This is a genomic window from Rubritepida flocculans DSM 14296, assembly GCF_000425365.1.
Classification (GTDB): Bacteria; Pseudomonadota; Alphaproteobacteria; order Acetobacterales; family Acetobacteraceae; genus Roseococcus; species Roseococcus flocculans.
On sequence record NZ_AUDH01000002.1, the window covers coordinates 204,238 to 226,023 of the forward strand.

The following is a 21,786-nucleotide window of genomic DNA, read 5'->3' on the forward strand; positions in this document are numbered from 1 at the left end:
GAGATGCCCAACGGCCAGCCACAGCACATCGTCCGCTCCTACGAGGACGACCTCAAGCGCCTGCGCGAGCTGATCGCGCGCATGGGCGGCCTGGCGGAGCGCCAGGTGGCCGACAGCGCCGAGGCGCTGATCCGCCGCGACACGGACCTCGCCGCCGAGGTCGTGCAGCGCGACGCGCAGCTCGACGAGATGGAGCGCGAGATCGAGCAGTTCTGCGTCCGCCTGCTCGCGCTGCGCCAGCCGGTGGCGAGCGACCTGCGCCTCATCGTCGCCTGCATGAAGATCAGCCAGGATCTGGAGCGCATCGGCGACTACGCGCGCAATGGCGCCAAGCGCGCCATCGTGGTGGCGCAGCAGCCCGGCCTCGGCAGCCTCAACGGCTTCGAGCGCATGGCCGAGCTGGTGCAGGAGAACCTGCGCGACGCGATCGACGCGCTGGTGGAGGACGACGCCGCCAAGGCCGACGCCGTCTGGGCCAACGACGCGCCCATCGACGGCATCTACAACGGCATCTTCCGCGAGCTCCTGACCTTCATGATGGAGGACCCGCGCAACATTACCGCGGCGACGCACCTCCTCTTCATCGCGAAGAACATGGAGCGGATCGGCGACCACGCGACCAACATCGCCGAGCGCGTGCATTACGCGGTGGTGGGCCAGCCGCTCGTCGAGGAGCGCCCGAAGGCGGATGTTTCCGCGTCCGCCGTGGTGCGTCCGCCGGGCGAATGAGCAAGGGAGGCGCGCGCATGCCCGAAGGCTTCAACGGCGGCGGGAAGCCGACGATCCTCGTCGTCGAGGACGAGGCGGCTCTGCTCGCCCTGCTCCGCTACAACCTGGAGCGCCAGGGCTTCCATGTGGAGGAGGCGACGGACGGGCAGGAGGCGCTGCTGCGCATCGCGGAAGCCAAGCCCGATCTCGTCCTGCTGGACTGGATGCTGCCTGCCATGTCGGGCATCGAGGTCTGCCGGCAAATCCGCCGCCGCCCCGCGACGCGGGATCTTCCGGTGATCATGGTCACCGCCCGCACCGAGGACCAGGACGCGGTGCGCGCGCTCGACACCGGCGCGGACGACTACATCGCCAAGCCCTTCGCGGTCGAGGCGCTGATGGCGCGCATCCGCGCGCTGCTGCGCCGCGCCTCCACTGTCGCGGCCAAGGGCAGCCTCACCTACCTCGACCTCACCATGGACCAGGACGCGCACCGCGTGACGCGCAACGGCCGCGCGCTGCACCTGGGGCCGACCGAGTACCGGCTGCTGGAGTTCTTCCTCTCCCACCCGCGGCGCGTCTTCACGCGCGAGCAGCTTCTCGACGCCGTCTGGGGCCGCGACATCCATGTGGAGCTGCGCACGGTGGACGTGCACATCCGCCGCCTGCGCAAGGCGATCAACGCCGAGGGCGAGGTGGACCTGATCCGCACCGTGCGCTCGGCCGGCTACGCGCTGGACGCCGACGCCTGACGCGCCCGGCTTGACCACCGGCGGCGGGCGTGGTTCCGCCGCCCGGCCCGCCCGCCCTCGCGGCGCGGCCCGAAAGGTGGCCCCATGCGCGTCCCGACTCCCCATCCCCCGCCCGGCATCATCGGCCAGAACCGCGCGGTCCTGACGCCGCACTACTGCGTCTTTCCGCCCGAGGGGATCATGGACAGCCTGCTGCCGAGCTGGCCGGGCTGCATCGTCCGCTTCCAGACCACGCCGCAGATGGGCGCGCGCTTCGCGCAGGCGCTGCTGATCCTGCCGCCCGGCGCCGGCAGCGCGGGGGCGGTGGACGACGGGGTGCAGGCCTTCCTCTACGTGCAGCAGGGCGTGCTGGAGGTGACGATCGAGGGCGCCGCGCACCGCCTCGCCCCCGGCGGCTACGCCTATGTGCCGCAGGGCCTTCCCTACGCCGTGCGCAACGCGGGAGAGGGCGAGGCGCGCGCCATCTGGGTCCGCAAGCGCTACCAGCCCGCGGCCGGCGTGCCGGCCCCGCGCGTCGTCATCGGCCATCGCGACAGCGCGCCGCGCGAGGACAGCGGGCCGCGCTGGCGCCACCTCCTGCTCGGCACGCGGGAGATGGCGATGGACTTCGAGATGAACATCATGTGCTACGCTCCGGGCGCGCATTTCTGGTGCGTGGAGACGCACATCATGGAGCACGGCATGGTGATGCTGCAGGGCCAGGCGCTGCAGCTCCTCGGCCGCGACTGGCACGAGCTCTGGACCGGGGATTTCGTCTGGATGGGGCCCTATGTGCCGCAGCAGATCTACGCCATCGGTCCCGAGGTCTGCGAATACCTGCTCTACAAGGACGTGAACCGGGACGTGGCCCTGTAAGCCGCTTTGCCGCGCCCCGTTGACAGGGGCGCGCGCCCGGTCGGATGCTCCCTGCGACAAGGAAGGACAAGCGGGGAACGCCCATGCTCGAAGAGCGCTTCGTGGAGCACGCGCGCGATGGCGACGTGCACATCCTGCGCATCGCCAATCCGCCGGTGAACACGCTGCGCACCGGCGTGCGCGCAGGGCTGCACGAGGGCATCGCCGCCGCGCTGCGCGAAGGCGCGCGCGCCATCGTGCTGATCGGCGCGGGGCGCATGTTCTCGGCCGGCGCGGAGATGACGGAGTTCAACAAGCCCCGCCAGCCGCCCTCGCTGCCCGAGGTCTTCGACGCGATCGAGACGAGCAAGGCGCCCGTCATCGCCGCCATCCACGGCAGCGCGCTGGGCGGGGGCCTCGAACTCGCCCTGGCCTGCCATGCGCGCGTCGCCGCGCCGGGCGCGATGCTCGGCCTGCCCGAGGTGAAGCGCGGCTTCGTGCCCGGCGCCGGCGGCACCCAGCGCCTGCCGCGGCTGATCGGCGGCGAGGCAGCGCTGCGCATGATCGTCAGCGGCGAGCCGGTGACGGCGGCCGAGGCCCTGGCGCTCGGCTTCGTGGACGCGGTGCTGGAAGGGCCGCTCGAGGCCGCCGCCGTGGAGTGGGCGCGGGCCAACGCCGGGCGCGGCTTCACCCTCGCCCGCAAGCGCGAGGACAAGGTGAAGGGCGCCGACCTCGCGGCCTTCGACGCGCTCGCGGCCTCGCTGCTCAAGCGCACGCGCGGGCAGGAGAGCCCGAAGGGCTGCGCGGCGGCGGTGCGCGCGGCGCTGACCTCGAGCTTCGAGGACGGGCTCAACACCGAGCGCGAGATCTTCACGAAGCTTGTCAACGGCGAGCAGAGCTTCGCGCTGCGCCACATCTTCTTCGGCGAGCGCGAAGCGAGCCGCGTGCCCGACATGCCCGCCGACACCCATCCGCTGCCGGTGAAGAAGGCGGTGGTGATCGGTGCGGGCACCATGGGCGGTGGCATCGCGATGAGCTTCGCGAACCACGGCATCCCCGTCACCGTCGTCGAGCAGTCGGCCGAGGCGCTGGAGCGCGGCCTCAAGCGCTGCGAGGCGAACTGGGAGCGGACCGTGGCCTCCGGCAAGCTTTCGGCCGAGGAATACGCGAAGCGCCGCGCGCTTCTCTCCGGCAGCACGGACTGGAACGCGGTGAAGGAGGCGGATCTCGTGATCGAGGCCGTCTTCGAGGACATGGCGGTGAAGAAGGAGGTCTTCGCGAAGCTCGACGCGCTGGCGCGCCCGGGCGTGGTGCTGGCCTCCAACACCTCCACCCTCGACATCGACGCCATCGCCGCCGCCACGAAGCGGCCCGAACTCGTGCTCGGGATGCACTTCTTCTCGCCGGCCAACGTGATGCGGCTGCTCGAGATCGTGCGCGGCAAGGCCACCTCCTTCGAGGCCATCGCCACCGCGATGGATGTGGGCAAGCGCATCGGCAAGGTGAACGTGGTCGTCGGCAATTGCGACGGCTTCGTGGGCAACCGCATGACGGGCAAGCGCGGCTTCCAGCTCGAAAGGCTGCTGCTCGAGGGCGCGCTGCCGCAGGACATCGACCGCGTGATGGAAGCCTACGGCATGGCCATGGGCCCCTGCGCGACGGGCGACCTCGCGGGGCTCGACATCGGCGCGGCGGTGCGCCGCGCGCGGGGCACGGTGGCGCCCATCGCGGATGCGCTGGTCGCGGCCGGCCGCTACGGCCAGAAGACGGGCAAGGGCTGGTATCTCTACGACGAGAAGCGCCAGCGCCACCCGGACCCGGAGGTGGAGCGCCTGATCCTCGACATGAGCGAGAAGATGCAGGTGCGCCGGCGCAAGATCGAGGACGCGGAAATCCTGGAGCGCCTGCTGCTGCCCATGGTGAACGAGGGCGCGCGCATCCTGGAGGAGGGCATCGCCTCCCGCGCCGTGGACATCGACGTGATCTTCGTCAACGGCTTCGGCTGGCCCGCCTGGCGCGGCGGCCCGATGTTCTGGGCGGACCGCATGGGCCTCAAGGCGGTGCGCGACAAGCTCGCGCGCTATGCCGAGGCCACGGGCGATGCGAATCTCAAGCCCGCCGCCCTGATCGAGAAGCTCGCCGCCGAGGGCGGCAGCTTCGCCGGCCTCCACGCCAAGCGCGCCGCCTGAGGAGCACAGGGATGGAACTCCGCTTCACCGACGCCGAGCGCGCCTTCCGCGAGGAGGTGCGCGCCTTCCTGGCCGCCGAATGCCCCGAGGCCACGCGCCGGCACATGATCGCGGGCAAATCCCCCACCAAACAGATGGTGGTGGAGTGGCAGCGCAAGCTGAACGCGAAGGGCTGGGCCACGCCGGAATGGCCCGTCGAGCATGGCGGGCCGGGCTGGACTCCCGCGCAGAAATACATCTTCCGCGAGGAGCTGCAGATGTGGCCCGCGCCGCAGCCGCTCGCCTTCAACGTGAACATGTGCGGCCCCGTGATCATCGAGTTCGGCACCGAGGCGCAGAAGAAGCGCTTCCTGCCGCGCATGGCCAACCTCGACGACTGGTGGTGCCAGGGCTTCTCCGAGCCCGGCGCGGGCTCCGACCTCGCCGGCCTCAAGTGCCGCGCGGTGCGCGAGGGCGACCACTACGTCGTCAACGGCCAGAAGACCTGGACGACGCTGGCCCAGCACGCGGACTGGATCTTCCTGCTCGTCCGCACCGACCCCAACGCGAAGAAGCAGGAGGGGATCTCCTTCCTGCTGGTGGACATGCGCTCGCCGGGCATCACCGTGCGCCCGATCATCACGATCGAGGGCGGGCACGAGGTGAACGAGGTCTTCTTCGACGACGTGCGCGTGCCGGTGGAGAACCTGGTCGGCGAGGAGAACAAGGGCTGGGACTGCGCGAAGTTCCTGCTCGGCAACGAGCGCTTCGGCCAGGCGCGCGTCGGCGCCTCGCGCGAGCGCATCCGCCGCCTCAAGACCATCGCGCGCGAGACGCTCGACGGCGGCCGCCCGCTGATCGAGGATCCCGAGTTCCGCCGCCAGATCACCGAGATGGAGGTGGAGCTGAAGGCGCTGGAGATGACGGTGATGCGCGTCATCGCCAACGAGACGAAGCGCGCCGGCACCGGCAAGCCCGACCCCGCGACCAGCGTGCTCAAGATCAAGGGCACCGAAATCCAGCAGGGCGTGGCGGAGCTGCTGATGAAGGCCGCCGGCCCCTATGCCTGGGTGGATGGCGATCCGGACGCGGAGGGCAGCAACGAGTGGGACGTGGCGCCCGACTGGGCCTTCGGCCTCGCCGGCGTCTATTTCAACTGGCGCAAGCAGAGCATCTACGGCGGGTCCAACGAGATCCAGCGCAACATCATGGCCAAAGCCTTCCTGGGCCTGTGAGGATCACATGGACTTCGACCTGAACGAATCGCAGTCGCTGCTGCAGGACAGCCTGCGCCGCCTGCTCGCCGACAGCTACGGCTTCGAGGCGCGCAAGGCCTACTTGGCGAGCGAGACGGGCTGGAGCCGCGAGATCTGGGCGCGCTACGCGGAGCTCGGCCTGCTCGGCCTGCCCTTCGCGGAGGAGGATGGCGGCTTCGGCGGCGGCGGCGAGGAGACGATGATCGTCGCCGAGCAGATGGGCCGGCACATCACGCTCGAGCCCTGGTTCAGCACCGTGGTGCTGGGCGGCGGCTTCCTGCGCCACGGGGCGGAGGCGGCGCTGCGCCAGGAGATGGTGGGCGGCATCGCCGCGGGCGAGGTGCTGCTCGCCTTCGCCCAGCAGGAGCGCCAGTCGCGCTACGACCTGTTCGACGTGCTGACCACGGCGAAGAAGGACGGTAGCGGCTGGCTGATCTCGGGCCGCAAGGGCATGGTGCTGCACGGCGACACGGCGGACCATTTCGTGGTCACCGCGCGCATGGCCGGCGGCCAGAGGGACCGGTCGGGCATCGGCGTCTTCCTCGTTCCCGCGAGGGCCGAGGGCGTCTCGGTGCGCGGCTTCCGCCAGGTGGACGGAACCCGCGCGGCGGAGGTGGAGTTCGCCGGCGCCCGGGCCAGCCATCTGCTGGGCGAGCCGGAGAACGGCCTCGCCCTTGTGGACCGGGTGGTGGACGAGGCGATCGCCGCCCTCGCCGCCGAGGCGGTGGGCGCGATGGATGTCGTCCACGGCATGACGGTGGAGTACATGAAGACGCGCCAGCAGTTCGGGAAGCCCATCGGCAGCTTCCAGGCGCTGCAGCACCGCGCGGCCGACATGCTGGTGGCGCTGGAGCAGGCGCGCAGCATGGCCTTCTTCGCCACCATGGCGGCACGCGAGGAGGATGCGCTGGAGCGCCGCCGCAACATGCATGCGGTGAAGGCGCAGATCGGCCGCGCGCAGCGCTTCGTGGGCCAGCAGAGCATCCAGCTCCATGGCGGCATCGCCATGACGATGGAATATGCCGCCGGGCACTACTTCAAGCGCCTGACGGTGAACGAGGCCGCCTTCGGCGACACCGACTTCCACCTGCGCGCGCTGGCGGACATGGGGGGGCTGGTGCAGGCGGCCTGATTCCCGTTGCGGCGGCCGCCGCCTCTTGCTTGGATGCCGCCGGAACGAGGAGGCATCCCCATGACCATGACCCTGCGCCGCCGCACGGCGCTGCTCGGCGCCGCCGCCACGCTCGCCGCCCCCACCGTGCAGGCGCAGGAAGGGCCGATCCGCATCGGCGAGATCAACTCCTACTCCGCGCAGCCCGCCTTCCTCGTGCCCTACCGCAACGCCTGGATGCTGGCGCAGGAGGAGGTGAATGCCGCCGGCGGCATCAATGGCCGGCGCATCGAGACGGTGTTCCGCGACGACGCCGGCCGCCCCGAGGACGCGGTGCGCCACGCGGGCGAGCTGGTGAACAGCGAGCGCGTGCACCTCCTGGCCGGGGCCTTCCTCTCGCATGTGGGCCTCGCCATCGCCGACTACGCGAACCAGAACCGCCGCCTCTTCGTCGCCTCCGAGCCGCTGACCGATGCGCTGGTCTGGGCGCGCGGCAACCGCTTCACCTTCCGCCTGCGCCCCTCGACCTACATGCAGTGCGCCATGCTGGTGGAGGAGGCGGCGAAGCTGCCCGCCCGGCGCTGGGCCACCGTCGCGCCGAACTACGAATACGGCCAGTCCGCCGTGCGCTGGTTCAAGGAGCTGCTGACGCGCGCCAAGCCCGATGTCCAGTTCGTCGCCGAGCAGTTCCCCGCGCTCGGCCGAATCGACGCCGGGGCCACGGTGCAGGCGCTGGCCGGCGCGAATCCGGAGGGTATCTTCAACGTCACTTTCGGCGCGGATCTGACGAATTTCGTCCGCCAGGGCTCCACGCGCGGGCTGTTCGAGCGCCGCCGCGTCGTCTCGCTGCTGACGGGCGAGCCGGAATACCTCGACCCGCTGGGCGACGAGGCGCCGGAGAACTGGATCGTCACCGGCTACCCCTGGGCGGAGCTGAACACGCCCGGCCATGTGCGCTTCCGCGACGCCTATCGCCGGCGCTTCAACGATTATCCGCGCCTCGGCTCCGTCGTCGCCTACGACACGGTCACCGCCATCGTCGCCATGCTGCGCCGCGCCGGCTCCACCGACACGGAGCGCATGATCGAGGCGATGCGCGGGCTGCGCTTCCCCACCGCCTTCGGCGAGGCGGAGGTGGAGTTCCGCGCCATCGACCACCAGTCCACGCTCGGCGCCTATGTCGGGCGCACCGCGCTGCGCCAGGGCCGCGGCGTGATGGTGGACTGGCGCTACGCCGACGGGCGGAACTACCTGCCCTCCGACGAGGTGGTGCGCACGCTGCGTCCGCAAGGGTAGGCCCGCTTGTTCGAGAATCTGCTGGTGCAGGGCCTCTCCGGCCTTGCATCCGCCTCCTCGCTGTTCCTCGTCGCCTCCGGGCTGACGGTGATCTTCGGCGTCACGCGCATCGTGAACTTCGCGCATGGCAGCCTCTACATGCTCGGCGCCTATCTCGCCTGGACGCTGGTGACGAATCTGCCGCGCGGGCATTTCGGCTTCTGGGGCGGGGTGCTGGCGGCCGCGCTGATCGTGGGCGTCGTGGGCGTGCTGATCGAGGTGCTGCTGCTGCGGCGCATCTACAAGGCGCCGGAGCTGTTCCAGCTTCTCGCCACCTTTGGCGTGGTGCTCATCGTGCAGGATCTCGCGCTGATGATCTGGGGGCCGCAGGATCTTCTCGGCCCGCGCGCGCCGGGGCTGCGGGGGGCGACCGAGATTCTCGGCGTGCGCTTTCCGCTCTACGAGCTCTTCCTGATCTTCGTGGGGCCCGTGGTGCTCGGCCTGCTGTGGCTGCTGTTCCACCGCACGCGCTGGGGCACGCGCGTGCGCGCCGCGACGGCGGATCGCGAGATGGTCGGCGCGCTGGGCGTGAACCAGCGCCTGCTGTTCACCACCGTCTTCTTCCTCGGCGCCTGCCTCGCGGGGCTCGGGGGCGCGCTGCAGCTCCCGCGCGAGAGCGTGAACCTGCAGATGGACCTCGCCATCATCGCGGAGGCCTTCGTCGTCGTCGTCATCGGCGGGCTGGGCTCGCTGCCGGGCGCCTTCCTCGCCGCGCTGCTGATCGGGCAGATGCAGGCCTTCGGCATCCTGATCTTCCCCAAGATCACGCTGGTGCTCGCTTTCCTGGTGATGGCGGTGGTGCTGATCCTCAGGCCCTATGGGCTGCTCGGCCGGCCGCCCGCCTCGGCCCATGCGGCGCAGGTGGTGGAGCCGCCCTACCCGCCGCCCTCGCCCGCCTTCCGCGCGCTCGGCCTCGCCACGGTCGCGGTGGCGCTGCTCCTGCCGCCCTTCCTGGGCGACTTCGCGCTGATCGTCTTCACCGAGATCGCGATCATGGTGCTCTTCGCCGCCTCGCTGCATTTCATCATGGGGCCTGGCGGCATGGCGAGCTTCGGGCATGCGGCCTATTTCGGGCTCGGCGCCTATGGCGCGGCGCTGCTGGTGAAGCATGTCGCCGCGCCGATGGAGATCGGCCTCCTCGCCGCGCCCTTCGCCGCGGGGCTCGCCGGCGTCGTGTTCGGCTGGTTCTGCGTGCGGCTTTCGGGGGTATATGCCGCGATGCTCACGCTGGCCTTCGCGCAGATCGCCTGGTCGGCGGCCTTCCAGTGGGTGGAGCTGACGGGGGGCGACAACGGCATCCTCGGCGTCTGGCCGAGCGACTGGGCGCGGAACAAGCTCGCCTACTACTACCTGGCGCTGCTGCTCTGCCTCGGCGCGACGCTGCTGCTGCGCCGCGCGATCATGGCGCCCTTCGGCTACGCGCTGCGCGCGGGGCGGGATTCGCCGCTGCGCGCCGAGGCCATCGGCATGGACGGCTTCCGCATCCGCTGGGTGGCCTTCATCCTCGCCGCCGTGGCGGCGGGCATCGCGGGCGGGCTGTTCGCCTATGCCAAGGGCAGCGTCTTTCCCACCTACATGGCCATCCCGCGCAGCGTGGACGCGCTGCTGATGGTGTTGCTGGGCGGCGTGCAGACGCTTTCGGGCCCCATTGTCGGTGCGCTGGCCTATACCTGGATCCATGAGCAGCTCATGCGGCTCTTCGAGCTGTGGCGGCTGCTGCTCGGCGCGGTGATCCTGCTGCTGGTGCTGTTCTTCCCGCAGGGCCTGGCGGGGGCGGCGCAGCGCGCGGCGGAGAAGCGCGCATGACGCTCCGCGTCGAGGATCTGCACAAGAGCTTCGGCGGCGTGCAGGCCGTGGCGGGCGTCTCGCTCGAGGTGGCGGCGGGGGAGCTGGTGGCGCTGATCGGGCCCAATGGCGCGGGCAAATCCACCTGCTTCAACATGCTCAACGGCCAGCTCCGCCCCGACCGCGGCCGCGTGGTGCTGAAGGGCGAGGACATCACCGGCCTGCCGCCGCGCGCCGTCTGGCGGCGCGGGGTGGGGCGCACCTTCCAGATCACCGCCACCTTCGCCTCGATGAGCGTGCTGGAGAACGTGCAGATGGCGCTGCTCTCGCACCGCCGCCGCCTGTTCGATCTCTGGCGGCCCGTGGCGCGCGAGGATCCGGCCGAGGCGCTGGCGCTGCTCGCGCGCGTCGGCATGCAGGCGCAGGCCGGCCGCCCCTGCGGCGTGCTGGCCTATGGCGACCTGAAGCGCGTGGAGCTCGCCATCGCGCTCGCCAACGCCCCCGCCCTGCTGCTGATGGACGAGCCCACCGCCGGCATGGCCCCGGCCGAGCGCGTGGCGCTGATGGAGCTCACCGCGCGCATCGCCCGCGACTCGGGCATCGCCGTGCTGTTCACGGAGCACGACATGGACGTGGTCTTCGCCCATGCCGACCGCATCCTGGTGCTGGACCGCGGGCGGCCCATCGCGGAAGGCAGGCCGGCCGAGGTGCGCGCCGATGCGCGCGTGCGCGAGGTCTATCTCGGCACCGGCGCCACCCACGGAGGGCATTGATGCTGGAGGTGGAGGGGCTGCACGCGCATTACGGCCGCGCGCACATCCTTCAGGGTGTCACGCTCTCCGCCGCGCAGGGCGAGGTGGTGGCGCTGCTCGGCCGCAACGGCGCGGGCAAGAGCACCACCATGAAGGCCATCATGGGCCTCGTGCGGCCCACCGGCGGGCGCGTGCGCTTCCAGGGCCAGGACGTGACGGGGCGCGAGCCCTTCGAGATCGCGCGCCAGGGCCTCGGCTATGTGCCGGAGGAGCGGCGCATCTTCACCGAGCTCACGGTGATGGAGAACCTCGATGTGGGCCGCCAGCCGCCGCGCGCGGGCCTCGCGCCCTGGACGCCGGAGCGCGTCTTCGCCCTCTTCCCGAGCCTCGGCGCCATGCGCGCGCGGCCGGGCGGGCGGATGAGCGGCGGCGAGCAGCAGATGCTCACCATCGCGCGCACGCTGATGGGCAACCCGCGCCTCATCCTGCTCGACGAGCCGAGCGAGGGGCTCGCGCCCGTGATCGTCGAGCGCATGGCCGCCGCCATCCTCGAACTGAAGCGCGAGGGGATCACGGTGCTGCTGAGCGAGCAGAACCTGCACTTCGCGCGCCTCGTCTCCGACCGCGCCTGCGTGCTGGAGAAGGGCGCCATCCGCTGGGAGGGCACGCTGGCGGCGCTGATGGAGGCGGAGGAGGTCCGCGCGCAGTATCTGAGCGTGTGATCCGGGCGGCACGCCACGCCGCCCGCATCAGGGGTCCAGATCCACCCCCGCCAGCCCGTAGGTCGCCACCGCCGTCCCGCTGAACAGCGCGGCGCGCTCCTCCGCGCTCGCGCCGGCGGCGAGGCGCTTGAAGGCGTTCCACAGCGCCCTGTAGCCGCACATCCCCTTGTCCACGGGGAAGTTGCTCTCGAACATGGCGCGCCGCGCGCCGAAGGCCTCGATGGCCGTCTCGATCCAGGGCCGCCACGCCTCGGCGAGCTGCCGCGAATGGGGCGGGCGCGGCGCCTCGTGGAAATCCCAGCCGCCCACCTGCATCGCAAGCCCGCCCAGTTTCACGCGGAGGTTCGGGCAGGCGGCGAGGGCGCGGATCATCTCCCGCCACTCGGCGAACACCTCCTCCCGCCGGCCCGCATAGGGCCCCACGCCGAGCGGCCCGCCCAGATGGTCGAGCACGATGGCGAGCTCCGGCACGGCGCGCGCGAGGTCGAGCAGCAGCGGAAGCTGCGTATGGTAGCACCAGACATCCAGCACCAGCCCCGCGCGCGCCAGCGCCCGCGCGCCCTCGAGGAAGGCCGGCGTGCCGAGCGGCCCCGGCGGCGGCGCGGTGAGGTTGGAGCGCACCTCGGGCGAGGGGTGCCAGGCGGTGCGGTTGCGCACCCCCACGAAGCGCGGCCCCGCGATGCGCCGATGCGCCTCGATCAGCCGCTCCACCTCCGCGGGCGGCAGGGTGAGGTCCACGAGGCCGATGATGCCGGCGCAGAGGCGCGCGCGGCCATAGGCGCCGCTCGCGCTCATCGCCGCGACGCCGTTGGCGAACTCCGTCTCGCCCAGCGGCCGCTCCGCCTCCGGCCCGTCGGCGCGGTACATCGCGCCGCACTGCACGAAGACGCTGCCCCGGATGTCGTGGCCGCTCGCCGCATCGGCGCGCAGCTCGTCGAACAGGTAGCGCTCGCCCGGATGGTCCCAGAGGTGGTGGTGCGGGTCGAGGATGGGCAGGCCGGGCGCCAGCACCTCCTCCTCCTCGGCGAGGGCCAGCCACTCCTCCCGCACGGCGATCTGGCGGGAGCGGGTGAAGCTCCAGGGCCGGGCGCTCATGGCGTGCGGATCACCCCGGCCTCGACCAGCGCGGCGTAGCGCGCCTCGCCCAGCAGCGGGCGCAGCACCGCCTCGTTGTGCTCGCCGAGCCGCGGCGCGGGGCGGGCGAAGAGGGTGGGGGTGGCGGAGAGCTTCGGCACCTCGCCATGCATGGGCAGCCAGCCGCCGGGCATTTCCGCATCCGGCACCTCGACCAGCGCAGCGCGGGCAGCGATGTAGGGGTCCTCGAGCAGCCCGGCCGCGTCCTTGATGGGGCCGATGGTGACGCCCGCCGCGTCGAAATGCGCGAGCACCTCGGCCTGGCTGCGTTCGGCGATGAAGGCGGCGATGATCGCGTCCAGCGCCTCCACATGGCGCAGCCGGTCGGCATTGGTGCGGAAGCGCGGATCCTCCATCAGTTCGGGCCGGCCGATGCTGCGGAACAGCTTCTCCGTCATGCCCTGGGTGGAGGCGGAGAGGCACACCCAGCCGCCATCCCGGGTGCGATAGGCGTTGCGCGGCGCGCTGTTGGTGCTGCGGCTGCCGCTGCGCGGCTTCACCTCGCCGGTCAGGCGCTGGTTCGCCGTCTGCGGCTCCATCACCGCGAGCATGGGCTCGAGCAGCGAGAGGTCGATCACCTGGCCCTGGCCGGTGGCCTTCGCGTGGTGGAAGGCCGCGAGCGCCGAGGCCGCGCCGTAGAGCCCGGCATAGGCGTCGCCCATGAACATGGGCGGCAGCACCGGCTCGCGGTCGGCGAAGCCGTTGACGGCGGCGAAGCCCGAATAGCCCTCGACCAGCGTGCCGAAGCCGGGCTTGTGCCGGTAGGGCCCCGTCTGCCCCCAGCCCGAAATCCGCACGATGACGAGGCGCGGATTGAGCGCCAGCAGCGCCTCGGGGGCGAGGCCCATCTCCTCCAGCACGCCGGGGCGGAAGCTCTCGCAGAAGATCTCGGCCGTGGCGGCGAGGGCGCGCACCACCTCGATCCCCGCCGGGTCGCGCAGCGCGAGGCAGAGGCTCTTCTTGTTGCGGCACCAGGTCTTCCAGGAGCTTTCCACGCCCTGCACGCGCCAGGCGCGCAGCGTGTCGCCCTCGGGCGGCTCCAGCTTCAGCACCTCCGCGCCGTGGTCGGCGAGCACCTTGGTGAGCATGTTGCCGGCGACGAGGCGCGAGAGATCGACCACCCGCACGCCCTCCAGCGCGCCGCGGGCCGTGGGGTCGAAGGCGCGGCGGGGCAGGCTCATGGCGCGGCCTCCCCGGCGCGGGCGAGCAGCGCGCGGGCGCGGGCGATGAAGGGGGCGTCCACCATCTCTCCCTCCACGGTGAAGGCGCCGAGGCCCTGCGCCTCGGCCTCGCGCGCGGCCGCCAGCACGCGGCGCGCCCGGGCGAGCTCCGCCTCCGTGGGCAGGAAGGCGGCGTTGACCACGGCGATCTGCCCCGGGTGGATGCAGGATTTCCCGGCAAAGCCGAGGCGCTTGGCGGCGCGGGCCTCGGCGGCCAGGCGCTCGGGCGCGGCCAGCGCGGCCAGCGCCCCGTCGAAGGCGGGCAGCCCGGCCTCGGCGGCGGCGAGGCGCACCGCCATGCGGACATGCTGCAGCGCCGCCTCCTCGTCCCGCGCGATGCCGGCGGGCTCGAGGAGGTCGGCATAGCCGATCTGCAGCCCGCGCACGCGCGGGTGGGCGAGGGCGAGCTCGGCGGCCCGGCGCAGGCCGCGCGGCGTCTCGATGGTGAGCAGCAGGCCGGCGGCGCAACCCGCCGCCTCGAGCAGCGCCGCGGCCTCCCGCACCTCCTCGGGCGATTCGCACATGGGCAGGTTGAGCGCGTCGACCCCGGGCAGGGCGACGGCGGCCAGATCCGCCGCGAAATGCGGGCTGTGGCGCGCGTTCACGCGCACGATCACCGTCTTGCCATGGCCGGGCGGCAGGGCGCGCAGGAAGGCGGAGACGGCGGCGCGGGCCTCGGCCTTGCGGGGCTCGGCCACCGCGTCCTCGAGGTCGAGCGAGAGGCCGTCCGCCTCCGAGGCCAGGGCCTTGGCGAACAGCTCCGGCCGCGATCCGGGCACGAAGAGCTTGCTGCGCATCAGCGCGAGGGACACGGGCGCTTCCTCCTCGCCGCGAGTGTGGCACGGCGGGCGGGCGGGGTCAGCCCAGCGCCGGCGTGGCGAGACGTGGTGGATGTGCGCCAGTGCCCGTCGCGGATGCGGCGGGAAATCGGGGCGGCGTCGTCTGCGGCTCCTGCAACGAGGCAGCACCGGTGTCGGGGGCGTCTGTAGACGGCCCGCCATGGGCGGGGATATCATGCGAGCCGCTGCTGGTATGCCTTTGTCTTGGCACGCCGCCGCCCGCCAAGCCGAGATGCTCGATACGCCCCGCGCGAGCGTCGGACGTGTCACATCCCGGACCTGACTGGGCTGGCCGCCGAGGTGATGCCCGTCGGCGCGATATGGTGGCCCATCTCCTGACGCCCCGGTCGCGCAGGTCCCGCCGGATGGGGTCGCTGTCATAGCCCTTGTCGCCCAGCATGATGGCGGGGTCGCTGTCGCGCGCCGCCATCAGCGCCTCGTAGTGCGAACAGTCGGCCTCCTGACCTGCGCTCAGGTGCAGGGCGATGGGCAGTCCGTGGGCGTTGGCGCGGAGGTGGAGCGTGCACGTGAAGCCACCGCGCGAACGGCCAAGAGCCTGGCGATGAGTCCCCCCCTTCCGCCGGCGGCGCAGTGGTGCGCCCGGATGCTGGTGCTGTCGATCATTTGCAGGAGGTCGGCATCGCCGCCGCCATCGGCCAATGCTTCGAGCATCACGTCCCACAGGCCAGAGGCGCTCCAGCGGCGGAACTGCCGGAACACCGAGTTCCAGTTGCCGAACCCGGCCGGCAGGTCACGCCACGGCGCGCCGGTGCGCGCGATCTGGAAGATGGCGTCGAGCACACGCCGGTGGTCGCGCGGAGGCCGCCCGCCGAGCGGGCTGGCGGACATCACGAAGGGTTCGAAGAAGGACCATTCCTCGTCGCTCAGACGCCCGCGGATCAACGCCGATCTCCATGCCAGGGATCAGCTTGGAATCACGTCCGCACTCCGATGGGAATCCCCTGTCTACAGGTTTGTCCACGAGGCCTAGCAGGGACGAAAAACCCTCGCGCCGCCTCCGCCGCCAGCATTCTCAAACGGTCTCGCACATCACCCGCAGCCGCATCGCGACAAGCCATTCTCAGACGGCCGCTCAGCGCTCCACGCACATGGCCACACCCATGCCGCCGCCGATGCAGAGCGTGGCGAGGCCCTTCTTCGCGCCCCGCCGCTGCATCTCGAAGAGCAGTGTGGTCAGCACCCGCGCGCCCGACGCGCCGATGGGATGGCCGAGCGCGATGGCCCCGCCATTCACGTTCACCTTGGCCGTGTCCCAGCCCAGATCCTTGTTCACAGCGCAGGCCTGGGCCGCGAAGGCCTCGTTCGCCTCGATGAGGTCGAGATCCTCGATCTTCCAGCCCGCCTTGGCCAGCGCCTTGCGCGAGGCCGGGATGGGGCCCGTGCCCATGATGGCGGGGTCCACCCCCGCGGTCGCCCAGGAGACGATGCGCGCCATGGGCGCGATCCCGCGCCGGGCGGCCTCGGCGCCCGACATCACCACCAGCGCCGCCGCGCCGTCATTGATGCCCGAGGCGTTGCCCGCCGTCACCGTGCCGTCCTTGGCGAAGGCGGGGCGCAGCTTCGCCAGCACCTCCACCGTGGTGTCGGGCTTCGGATACTCGTCCTCGCTCACCACCACCTCGCCCTTGCGGGTCTTGACGGTGACGGGCGCGATCTCGTCGCGGAAGCGGCCGGCCTTGATCGCCTCGCCCGCCTTGCGCTGGCTGTGATAGGCGAACTCGTCCTGCTCCTGACGGGTGAGCTGGTATTTCTGCGCCACGTTCTCGGCCGTGTTGCCCATGTGGTAGCCGTGGAAGGCGTCCCACAGCCCGTCCTTGAGCATGGTGTCCACCAACTCGAGCCCGCCCATCTTGGTGCCGGCGCGCAGGTTCGCGCAGTGCGGCGCCTGGGTCATGCTCTCCTGCCCGCCGGCCACCACGATGGCGGCGTCGCCGGTGGCGATCTGCTGCGCGGCCAGCGCCACGGCGCGCAGCCCCGAGCCGCAGAGCTGGTTGATGCCGAAGGCGGTGCGCTCGACCGGGATGCCGGCGTTCACCGCGGCCTGGCGGGCCGGGTTCTGCCCCGCCCCGGCCGAGAGGATCTGGCCGAGGATCACCTCGTCCACCTCGGCGGGCGCCACGCCTGCCCGGGCCAGGGCGGCCTCGATGGCCACCTTGCCGAGATCGTGCGCGGCGAGCCCGGCGAAGGCCCCGTTGAAGGCGCCGACCGGGGTGCGCGCGGCCGAGGCGATGACGATGTCCTGCATGGGGTCTGGCCCTCCTCCTGTCGGGGCGGACTCTGCGCCGGAACGCTGCGCCGCGGCAAGCGGCGGCCCGGCCGGCGCGCTCAGGTCCGGCGGGGCGGCTCCCGGCTCAGCCCCTTCAGCGCCAGGGCGCGCTCGTATTCGGCCCAGCGCTCGGCCTGCTCCTCGCCCAGCCGGCGCAGGTAGTCCCAGGAGTAGATGCCGGAATCGTGCAGATCGTCGAAGGCGATGCGCACGGCGTAATGCCCCACCGGCTCGATGCGCATGATCCCCACATGCCGGCGGCCCGCCACGAGGGTCTTCTGCCCCGGCCCATGCCCCTGCACCTCGGCCGAGGGGCTCTCCACGCGCAGATACTCCGCCGGCAGGGAGAAGCGCGCGCCGTCGGCGAAGGCCACCTCCAGCAGCTTCTCGGCCGAGCGATAGCGCAGCTCGGTGACGGGCGGGGTCATCCCTCCAGCTTGCGCGCCTGGTCGGGCAGCATGATCGGGATGCCGTCCCGCACGGGATAGGCGAGGCCCGCGGCCTCGCTCACCAGCTCGCCCCGCTCGCGGTCATAGCGCAGCGGCTTCTTCGTGACCGGACAGACCAGGATTTCCAGGAGCTGCGGATCCACGGCGCCGCCCGTGGGAGCGCCGGCGGGAGGGGGCGTTTCGCTCATGCCGCGCTTCTAGCTCGGGCGGGCGTCCGGCGGAAGCTCGCCGCCGCCATGGGCGGCCATCCGCAGCAGCGCTATCAGCGTCTCGGCCCGCTCGGGCAGGCCCGGCGCCTCCAGCAGCGCCTGCTTCTCCGGCACGGCGAAGGGGCAGACCATGGCGAGGGTGGTGACCAGCGCCGGCCCGGACATGGTCTCGATCGCGGACCAGTTCGCCTCGATGCCCTTGGCCGCGAAATAGGGGCGCAGCGCCGCGAGGATGGCCTCGCAGGGCGCGACCTCGGGCGGCGGGTCGAGGTCCGCGAGGTAGGGGGCGTAATCCGCCCGCACGCGCCGGTAGCCGCGGCGCATCTCGATCTCCTCGGCCACCCGGAAGCGGATCACGCCGGTCAGCGTGATCAGCAGCCGCCCGTCCTCGGTCTCGGCGAAGGAGGAGATGCGCCCGAGGCAGCCCACCCCGTAGATGGTGCTGCCGCGCTCGCCGCGCGGCTTCGAGGGGTCGCCCTGGATCATGCCGAAGAGCCGGCCCTGGGCGAGGCTGTCCAGCGTCATCGCCAGGTAGCGCGGCTCGAAGATGTTGAGCGGCAGCCTTCCGCCCGGCAGCAGCAGCGCGCCCGAGAGGGGGAAGATCGCGATCTCCTCGGGCAACTGCTCCGGCGCGGGCTGGAAGGGATCCATGCCCGGCGTCAGCGGAACAGGATGGCCGAGAGGCCGCGGCGCGCCTTCATCGTCGCCGGGTCGTCGAAGCCCCAGGCCTCGAAGAACTTGAGGAGCTGCTTGCGCGCCGCCTCGTCGTTCCAGGCGCGGTCGCGCCGGATGGCCTCGAGGAGCTGCTCCGCCGCCTCCTGGCGCTTGTCCATGGCGTTCAGCGCCACGGCGAGCTCGATGCGCGCCTCATGGTCGTCGGGATCGGCGGCGAGGCGGCGCTCGAACTGGCCGAGCTGGGCGGCCGCCGCGCGCCCCTGCGCGGCCAGCTCGATGGACGCGCGGACGGAGGCGATCTCGGGGTGCGCTTTTAGCTTGTCGGAGAGGCTGTCGAGCATGTTGCGCGCCTGCTCCTCCTCGTCGAGGGCGAGCAGGCAGCGCGCGAGCCCGGCCAGCGCCTCGGCGTTCTCCGGCTCCTGCTGGGCGAGGGCGGCGAAGATCTCGAGCGCGCCCTGATGGTCGCCCTTCTCGGCCAGGGCCTTGGCCTCGGCGAGCAGCTCGGCCGAGGGCATCTGCCCGCCCGACATCTTGAGCAGGTTCTCGACGAACTTCTTCACCTCGCTCTCGGGCAGCGCGCCCTGGAAGAGGTCGGCGATCTGGCCCTGCACGAAGGCCGCCACCGTCGGCACCGACTGGATCGGCAGGCCGAGCTGCGCGAGCTGCTGCACCAGGGCGCGGTTCTTGTCGATGTCGATCTTCACCAGCCGCACGCGCCCGCCGGCGGCGCGCACCACCTTCTCGAGCACGGGGGTGAGCTGCCTGCAGGGCCCGCACCAGGTGGCCCAGAAATCCACGAGTACGGGCACCTCGCGCGAGGCGTGGACCACGTCCTGCATGAAGGTCTTCTGGTCCCCGTCCATCACGGGGTCGGGCTGGCCGGAGGGCTTGTTGGGGTCGAAGATGACGTCCATGGGGGATGTCCTGGCGCTTTCGGTAGATGTTGCGCGGAAGGGATAAGGCAAGTGGCGGGGCTTGTCGCGGGGCGTTGCCGCGACCCGGGGCGCGCCTCTAGCATCGCGGCCATGGACAGGCCCCCGCCCGCGCTGCACGACCTCGGCGGAAACCCGCGCTTCCGCTGCACCCCCGTCGAACCCGAGGAGGACGGCCCGCCCGACGCCTTCGGCAAGAGGGTGGACGCGCTGCGCGCCGTGCTGCGCGAGAAGGGCCTCTTCACCACCGACGAGATGCGCCTGCACATCGAGGAGCTGCCGGAGGAGGAGTATTTCTCCCTGACCTACTACGAGAAATGGCTGCGCTCGATCGCCGCGGCCATGCTCCAGAAGGGCCATGTGAGCTGGGAGGATCTGGCGTGAGCGCCGCGGCGGCCGCTCCGCCCCGCCCGCGTTTCGCCCCCGGCCAGCGGGTGCGGGTCCGCGCGGCCTATCCCGAGCGCATCGCGCGGCTGCATCTGCGCACGCCGCACTACCTGCGCGGCCGGCCGGGCACGGTGCAGCGTGTGCTGGGCAGCTTCCCCAACCCCGAGGCCATCGCCTTCCAGCGCCCGGCCGAGCCGCGCGTGCTCTATCATGTGCTGTTCGACCAGCCCCCCGTCTGGGGCGAGGGCGCGCCGGGGGACACGCTGCTGGTCGAAATCTTCGAACACTGGCTGGAGGAGGCCTGAGCATGGCCAGCAAGGCCCCGCGCCCCGAGAGCCTCGCGCTGCTCGAGAAGCTCGTCGCCGCCCTCGCCCGGCGCGGCCTGGTGACGGAGGCGGAGATCGCCGAACGCCAGGCGGCGACCGAGCGCGCGAGCCCCGAGACGGGCGCGCGCATGGTGGCCCGCGCCTGGGTGGATCCCGCCTACCGCGCGCTGCTGCTGCGCGACGGCACGGCGGCCGCCGAGGCCATGGGCGTGGCCATGGCCGGCCAGCCGCCGCTCGGCGTGCTGGAGGACACGGAGCGGCTGCATCACCTCGTCGTCTGCACCCTCTGCTCCTGCTACCCGCGCGCGGTGCTGGGCTATCCGCCCCACTGGTACAAGTCGGCCGCCTATCGGGCGCGCGCGGTGCGCGAGCCGCGCGCCGTGCTGGCCGAATGGGGCACGGTGCTGCCCGAGGGCGTGGAGCTGCGCGTGGTGGACAGCACGGCGGACTACCGCTGGATGGTGCTGCCGCTGCGCCCCGCCGGCACCGAGGGCTGGAGCGAGGCCGAGCTCGCCGCCCTGCTGCACCGGGACCACCTGGTGGGCGTGCGCCTGCCCAGCGCCGGCCGCCCCGCCCGGGCGGCGTGAGCGGCGCGGACGGGCTGCCCGAGCCCCGACGGCGGCGGGCGGCGCTGTGCATCCTGGGCGCGCTGGCCGCCAGCGTGCTCGACGCCTCCATGCTCAACGTCGCGCTGCCCACCCTGGCGCGGGAGTTCGGGGTGAGCGCGGCCGAGGCGGTCTGGGCGGTGAACGCCTATCAGATCGCCGTGGTGGGCACGCTGATCCCCTTCGCGGCGCTGGGCGAAATCCTGGGCTTCCGGCGCGTCTGGGCGGCGGGTCTCGCGCTGTTCTGCGCGGCCGCGCTGCTCGCGGCGCTGGCGCCGGGCTTCGAGGCGCTGCTGGCCGCGCGCGTGCTCCAGGGGCTGGGCAGCGCGGCGGTGATGAGCCTGCTCGCGGGGCTGGTGCGCCACAGCTATCCGGCGAAGGATCTGGGCCGCGCCATCGGCAACACCGCCCTCACCGTCGCGGTGTGCTCGGCCGTCGGGCCCTCTCTGGGCGCGGCGGTGCTCGCGCTGGCGAGCTGGCCCTTCCTGTTCCTGCTGCACCTGCCGCTCGGCCTCGCCGCGCTCGGCTTCGGGCTGCGCGCCCTGCCCGAGCCGCAGCCCCAGCCCCGCGCCTTCGACCTCGGCGCGGCGGCGCTGAACATGGCCGCCTTCGGCCTCGTCTTCCTCGGCCTCGACATCCTGCTGCACCACCCGCTGGCCGGGCTGTTCGCGCTGGCGGGCGGGATCGGCTGCGGGGCCGTGCTGGTGCGGCGGGAGATGGGGCGCAGCGCGCCGCTGCTGCCGCTCGATCTGCTCGCGATCCGCACGGTGCGGCTGGCCATCGCGGCCTCGGTGTGCATGTTCGGCGCGCACATGCTCTGCGTCATCCCGCTGCCCTTCCACCTCAGCGCCGCGGGGTATTCGGCCTTCGAGATCGGGCTGATCATCACGCCCTATCCGCTCGCGGTGGGGCTGCTCGCGCCCATCGCGGGGCGGCTGAGCGACCGGGTGCCGAGCGCGCTGCCCTGCGCGCTGGGCGGCGCGGTGCTGGCGGGGGCGCTCCTCGCGCTGTGGCTGCTGCCGCCGGCGCGGGTGGAGTGGCTCTGCGCCGCGCTGCTGCTGGCGGGCATCGGCTTCGGCTTCTTCCAGGCGCCGAACAACCGCACCATCCTCGCCGGCACGCCGCGCGCGCGGGCGGGCAGCGCGGGCGGCATGCAGGCCACGGCGCGGGTGCTCGGCCAGTCCCTGGGCGCGACGGGGGCGGCGCTGTGCTTCACCCTGGCGGGGCCGCAGACCGCCTTCCTCTCCGGGGCCGTGCTGGCGCTGGCGGCGGGCGGGCTCAGCCTCGCCCGGCGGTGAGG

At 72.3% G+C, this 21,786-nt stretch carries 24 protein-coding genes; 14 read left to right on the forward strand and 10 right to left on the reverse strand.

Translation table 11 applies throughout. From position 1 onward, the window contains the following. Nucleotides 1–3: 3 nt before the first annotated feature. The 10 genes from phoU to H596_RS0103565 all read left to right on the forward strand — a co-directional run bounded on the left by phoU (nt 4) and on the right by H596_RS0103565 (nt 11,423). Complete coding sequence (phoU, locus tag H596_RS0103520) at nt 4–729, forward strand: phosphate signaling complex protein PhoU (protein ID WP_027283723.1); 726 nt, start codon at nt 4–6, stop codon at nt 727–729. Between the two features lie 17 nt (nt 730–746). Next, entirely contained in the window at nt 747–1,460 is a 714-nt protein-coding gene (phoB, locus tag H596_RS0103525) for a phosphate regulon transcriptional regulator PhoB (protein ID WP_027283724.1), read from the forward strand. Between the two features lie 84 nt (nt 1,461–1,544). Beyond that, nucleotides 1,545–2,315 carry a (S)-ureidoglycine aminohydrolase gene (gene allE / locus H596_RS0103530; protein WP_027283725.1) on the forward strand — a complete coding sequence of 257 codons (771 nt, stop codon included), beginning with the start codon at nt 1,545–1,547 and terminating at the stop codon, nt 2,313–2,315. Between the two features lie 83 nt (nt 2,316–2,398). After that, entirely contained in the window at nt 2,399–4,483 is a 2,085-nt protein-coding gene (locus H596_RS0103535) for a 3-hydroxyacyl-CoA dehydrogenase NAD-binding domain-containing protein (RefSeq protein ID WP_051212299.1), read from the forward strand. Between the two features lie 11 nt (nt 4,484–4,494). After that, nucleotides 4,495–5,697 carry an acyl-CoA dehydrogenase family protein gene (locus tag H596_RS0103540; protein ID WP_027283727.1) on the forward strand — a complete coding sequence of 401 codons (1,203 nt, stop codon included), beginning with the start codon at nt 4,495–4,497 and terminating at the stop codon, nt 5,695–5,697. Between the two features lie 7 nt (nt 5,698–5,704). Next, complete coding sequence (locus H596_RS0103545; protein WP_027283728.1) at nt 5,705–6,850, forward strand: acyl-CoA dehydrogenase family protein; 1,146 nt, start codon at nt 5,705–5,707, stop codon at nt 6,848–6,850. A gap of 60 nt (nt 6,851–6,910) precedes the next feature. Then, nucleotides 6,911–8,125 (forward strand): ABC transporter substrate-binding protein, encoded by a 1,215-nt coding sequence (locus H596_RS0103550; RefSeq protein ID WP_027283729.1) that lies wholly within the window; start codon nt 6,911–6,913, stop codon nt 8,123–8,125. A 6-nt stretch (nt 8,126–8,131) separates the two neighbouring features. After that, on the forward strand, nt 8,132–9,970 hold the full coding sequence (locus H596_RS0103555; protein ID WP_027283730.1) for an ABC transporter permease: 1,839 nt from the start codon (nt 8,132–8,134) through the stop codon (nt 9,968–9,970). Further along, nucleotides 9,967–10,722, forward strand: a complete 756-nt coding sequence (locus H596_RS0103560) for an ABC transporter ATP-binding protein (protein ID WP_027283731.1) — start codon at nt 9,967–9,969, stop codon at nt 10,720–10,722. Before H596_RS0103555 ends, H596_RS0103560 begins: the two co-directional genes overlap by 4 nt. Then, nucleotides 10,722–11,423 carry an ABC transporter ATP-binding protein gene (locus tag H596_RS0103565; protein ID WP_027283732.1) on the forward strand — a complete coding sequence of 234 codons (702 nt, stop codon included), beginning with the start codon at nt 10,722–10,724 and terminating at the stop codon, nt 11,421–11,423. Before H596_RS0103560 ends, H596_RS0103565 begins: the two co-directional genes overlap by 1 nt. Before the next feature lie 27 nt (nt 11,424–11,450). On the opposite strand, the gene H596_RS19890 is transcribed toward H596_RS0103565, so the two are convergent. The 10 genes from H596_RS19890 to H596_RS0103610 all read right to left on the reverse strand — a co-directional run bounded on the left by H596_RS19890 (nt 11,451) and on the right by H596_RS0103610 (nt 19,150). Continuing rightward, complete coding sequence (locus H596_RS19890; RefSeq protein ID WP_051212301.1) at nt 11,451–12,518, reverse strand: amidohydrolase family protein; 1,068 nt, start codon at nt 12,516–12,518, stop codon at nt 11,451–11,453. Then, complete coding sequence (locus tag H596_RS0103575) at nt 12,515–13,738, reverse strand: CaiB/BaiF CoA transferase family protein (RefSeq protein ID WP_037299846.1); 1,224 nt, start codon at nt 13,736–13,738, stop codon at nt 12,515–12,517. Before H596_RS0103575 ends, H596_RS19890 begins: the two co-directional genes overlap by 4 nt. Beyond that, complete coding sequence (locus H596_RS0103580; RefSeq protein ID WP_211225240.1) at nt 13,735–14,589, reverse strand: HpcH/HpaI aldolase/citrate lyase family protein; 855 nt, start codon at nt 14,587–14,589, stop codon at nt 13,735–13,737. Before H596_RS0103580 ends, H596_RS0103575 begins: the two co-directional genes overlap by 4 nt. Nucleotides 14,590–14,635: 46 nt before the next feature. Next, on the reverse strand, nt 14,636–15,109 hold the full coding sequence (locus H596_RS24960) for a transposase (protein WP_408735271.1): 474 nt from the start codon (nt 15,107–15,109) through the stop codon (nt 14,636–14,638). Beyond that, entirely contained in the window at nt 15,088–15,519 is a 432-nt protein-coding gene (locus H596_RS24515) for an IS5 family transposase (protein WP_084602553.1), read from the reverse strand. The genes H596_RS24960 and H596_RS24515 overlap by 22 nt, the downstream gene beginning before the upstream one ends. A gap of 190 nt (nt 15,520–15,709) precedes the next feature. After that, nucleotides 15,710–16,882, reverse strand: coding sequence for an acetyl-CoA C-acetyltransferase (locus H596_RS0103590; RefSeq protein WP_027283736.1), 1,173 nt, complete (start codon nt 16,880–16,882; stop codon nt 15,710–15,712). A gap of 80 nt (nt 16,883–16,962) precedes the next feature. After that, nucleotides 16,963–17,331: a gamma-butyrobetaine hydroxylase-like domain-containing protein gene (locus tag H596_RS0103595; RefSeq protein ID WP_027283737.1), complete on the reverse strand. Its 369-nt coding sequence runs from the start codon at nt 17,329–17,331 to the stop codon at nt 16,963–16,965. Next, nucleotides 17,328–17,540 carry a Trm112 family protein gene (locus H596_RS0103600; RefSeq protein ID WP_027283738.1) on the reverse strand — a complete coding sequence of 71 codons (213 nt, stop codon included), beginning with the start codon at nt 17,538–17,540 and terminating at the stop codon, nt 17,328–17,330. The genes H596_RS0103595 and H596_RS0103600 overlap by 4 nt, the downstream gene beginning before the upstream one ends. A 9-nt stretch (nt 17,541–17,549) precedes the next feature. Further along, nucleotides 17,550–18,212 carry an LON peptidase substrate-binding domain-containing protein gene (locus H596_RS0103605; RefSeq protein ID WP_027283739.1) on the reverse strand — a complete coding sequence of 221 codons (663 nt, stop codon included), beginning with the start codon at nt 18,210–18,212 and terminating at the stop codon, nt 17,550–17,552. 8 nt (nt 18,213–18,220) lie between these two features. Beyond that, nucleotides 18,221–19,150 (reverse strand): thioredoxin family protein, encoded by a 930-nt coding sequence (locus tag H596_RS0103610; protein WP_027283740.1) that lies wholly within the window; start codon nt 19,148–19,150, stop codon nt 18,221–18,223. Nucleotides 19,151–19,261: 111 nt separating this feature from the next. Between H596_RS0103610 and H596_RS24920 the strand changes: the two genes are divergently transcribed. The 4 genes from H596_RS24920 to H596_RS19895 are packed head-to-tail and all read left to right on the forward strand — an operon-like array spanning nt 19,262 to nt 21,784. Next, nucleotides 19,262–19,552 (forward strand): SH3-like domain-containing protein, encoded by a 291-nt coding sequence (locus tag H596_RS24920; RefSeq protein ID WP_027283741.1) that lies wholly within the window; start codon nt 19,262–19,264, stop codon nt 19,550–19,552. Next, entirely contained in the window at nt 19,549–19,860 is a 312-nt protein-coding gene (locus tag H596_RS24925) for an SH3-like domain-containing protein (RefSeq protein WP_342663333.1), read from the forward strand. Before H596_RS24920 ends, H596_RS24925 begins: the two co-directional genes overlap by 4 nt. A 2-nt stretch (nt 19,861–19,862) precedes the next feature. Further along, the gene (locus tag H596_RS0103625; RefSeq protein ID WP_027283743.1) at nt 19,863–20,468 is read left to right on the forward strand and encodes a nitrile hydratase subunit alpha; all 606 of its coding nucleotides are present in this window, start codon (nt 19,863–19,865) and stop codon (nt 20,466–20,468) included. Further along, the gene (locus tag H596_RS19895; RefSeq protein WP_037299848.1) at nt 20,465–21,784 is read left to right on the forward strand and encodes an MFS transporter; all 1,320 of its coding nucleotides are present in this window, start codon (nt 20,465–20,467) and stop codon (nt 21,782–21,784) included. The genes H596_RS0103625 and H596_RS19895 overlap by 4 nt, the downstream gene beginning before the upstream one ends. Nucleotides 21,785–21,786: the final 2 nt, after the last annotated feature.